The organism is Glutamicibacter ardleyensis (assembly GCF_014644555.1).
GTDB classification, from domain to species: Bacteria; Actinomycetota; Actinomycetes; order Actinomycetales; family Micrococcaceae; genus Glutamicibacter; species Glutamicibacter bergerei.
Window position 1 is genome coordinate 1 of sequence record NZ_BMKX01000021.1, and the last position, 1,982, is coordinate 1,982.

General features: G+C 51.3%; 2 protein-coding genes. Both read right to left on the minus strand.

Features of this window, described 5'->3' with window-relative positions:
* Window positions 1-355: 355 nt before the first annotated feature.
* Complete coding sequence (locus IEX04_RS18565) at window positions 356-1,552, minus strand: type II toxin-antitoxin system HipA family toxin (RefSeq protein ID WP_188687520.1); 1,197 nt, start codon at window positions 1,550-1,552, stop codon at window positions 356-358.
* Window positions 1,549-1,749, minus strand: a complete 201-nt coding sequence (locus tag IEX04_RS18570) for a helix-turn-helix transcriptional regulator (protein ID WP_096253988.1) — start codon at window positions 1,747-1,749, stop codon at window positions 1,549-1,551. Before IEX04_RS18570 ends, IEX04_RS18565 begins: the two co-directional genes overlap by 4 nt.
* Window positions 1,750-1,982: the final 233 nt, after the last annotated feature.

Genomic DNA, 1,982 nt, shown 5'->3' on the forward strand with positions numbered 1-1,982 from the left:
ACACAGTTTTGGGGGATGTTTCAAATCGGTGGCCTCTTTTCCACAGTGACCGTGCACACAAAGAATTAGAGTAAATTATTACTGCCCTAATTCGGTAATTTATGCACCTTCTGCCAGGCCCCACGATTGCGGGTACATGTCGCGAGAAACTACCCGGCACCATATAGAGCTAGACGACTATGAGACGCGATGACTGTCCCGTTTATGGAGATCGCCTCTACTGGCCAACGAGAAAAACTTCGCCTAATAGTGCGACCGATCTTTCGACGGCTTACCAAGGGGCAAATGCAATTCCCCAAATGCTGGCACTGACCTAATGCTAGATGCCGGCATGAAGCCAAATCATTGAAGAAGGCTACGCCACTTCCATACGCCTAAAACGTAGTTCGCGCACTGTACCGCGTAACGGCGAACCATCGATCGGCAGTGTCTCCAACCTGGCCAAGCTAGCTGCCTTCAAAGCTAATTGATTCGCTGACAAGACCGCTCTTTCCGTCAACCCCAAGTACCGGCCGAACTCCAGCCAATGCTTACTCTTTAGGTTCTTAGTTTTGCCCGATAGAGACAGCGCCATGGTGTCATCTCCGTAAATAAGCGTGCAAGGGACGTCATACATCGGGGCCATCGTAAACTTCCCTGAAGAGTCCGCAAGTATTGAAAGATTCTTTCCGTGCAGATCTCCGTTACCTGTCAACCAAGCGAAGAGGAACTGAAGATACAAACTTCGTTTCGCTATCACCGGCGCTTGGCAATATCCAGCCAAACCGTCAGCGACTTGCTCGGCACTGACCGAGTACTTAACGGCTGGCGGTAAGTCGAGCACCTGCAGGCCGTCTTCTAATGCATACCGCGTAACTTCAGCTTGGCCTGGAACGTACTTCCGGTCAAAGCGTTCAACAAGTAGTCCAGGAACATTCTGTCCATCATGTACTACCTTGTTTTTAGCAACCGGCAGTTTCAGCGATTTGGCCGCCTGCAGGTGCAGAGCTTCGTTGGCAACGAGGTACGGGTGATCTCGCGGATCCAGCTTAAGGAGATACGCTCCTTCCCCCATTGCTAAAGGCGTCGTCAGCATGGTGGCACTAATCTTTTCCTGAACACCCGGAATCGAATGCAGATCAAGAGTTCTTGTCAGCAATGTAAAGTCCAAAGTCGCAGGATCATCGATCGTCGCGACCGCCGCTGGCATCATCAGTTTCGAACCGCTAGGCACGATACGAACGTTGCCCGGAGTATCGGAACCGACTGCCATCAATAAAGTCATTTCATCAGCGAGGCTGGTTTTAGTGGCGTTCTTCAAGACTGTGAGACGGTGACCTTCTGGTAAGAGTCCAGAAAAGAACGCAGGCACCCCACCACCAGGAGCAACTAGGGGTGCTGCGGAAGAAGGTAGGGACGTAGCAATGCCCGGCATACCTGATTGTAAAAACTCGTCGGTATAACTGAATTGGATATAACCGTCACCACGACGTTCCAAACGCCCCGCCAATATACGGTTCTGATAAACATCTGCCTTATCGACCCGCTTCAGATCTGCTAGATCCCCATTCACTTCTGAACAACAATCTTGAGCCCAAGGACGCTAGCAACGGAAAGCACAGCTCCTATAGAAGGGTTACCCGTACCGGTTTCGATGGCCCGCACGGTGCGCTCGGAGATGTTAGCTAGGTCAGCCAGCTGCTCCTGAGTCAAGGCATTCTCTTTTCGAGAAAGCTGCAGCGCAGCGCCAATTTCCAATAAAGAATTCAACGTAAACTCCGAACCGGCAATATGCCGCCGTTTATGATCCTGTATCCAGTGTAGCGCCTGATTAACTATCATCCGGCAATATACTGCCGTATTCTTTTTACCTCAGCCACCGTGAACCAAAAGCGCGTGGACCTAACCGATCAGTGCTCTCGTGGATCAGTGTCCTTAAACAGAAAAAGGGTCCCACCCTTCCAGGCAGAACCCCACACCACAACCACCCACGCAACCGGCAA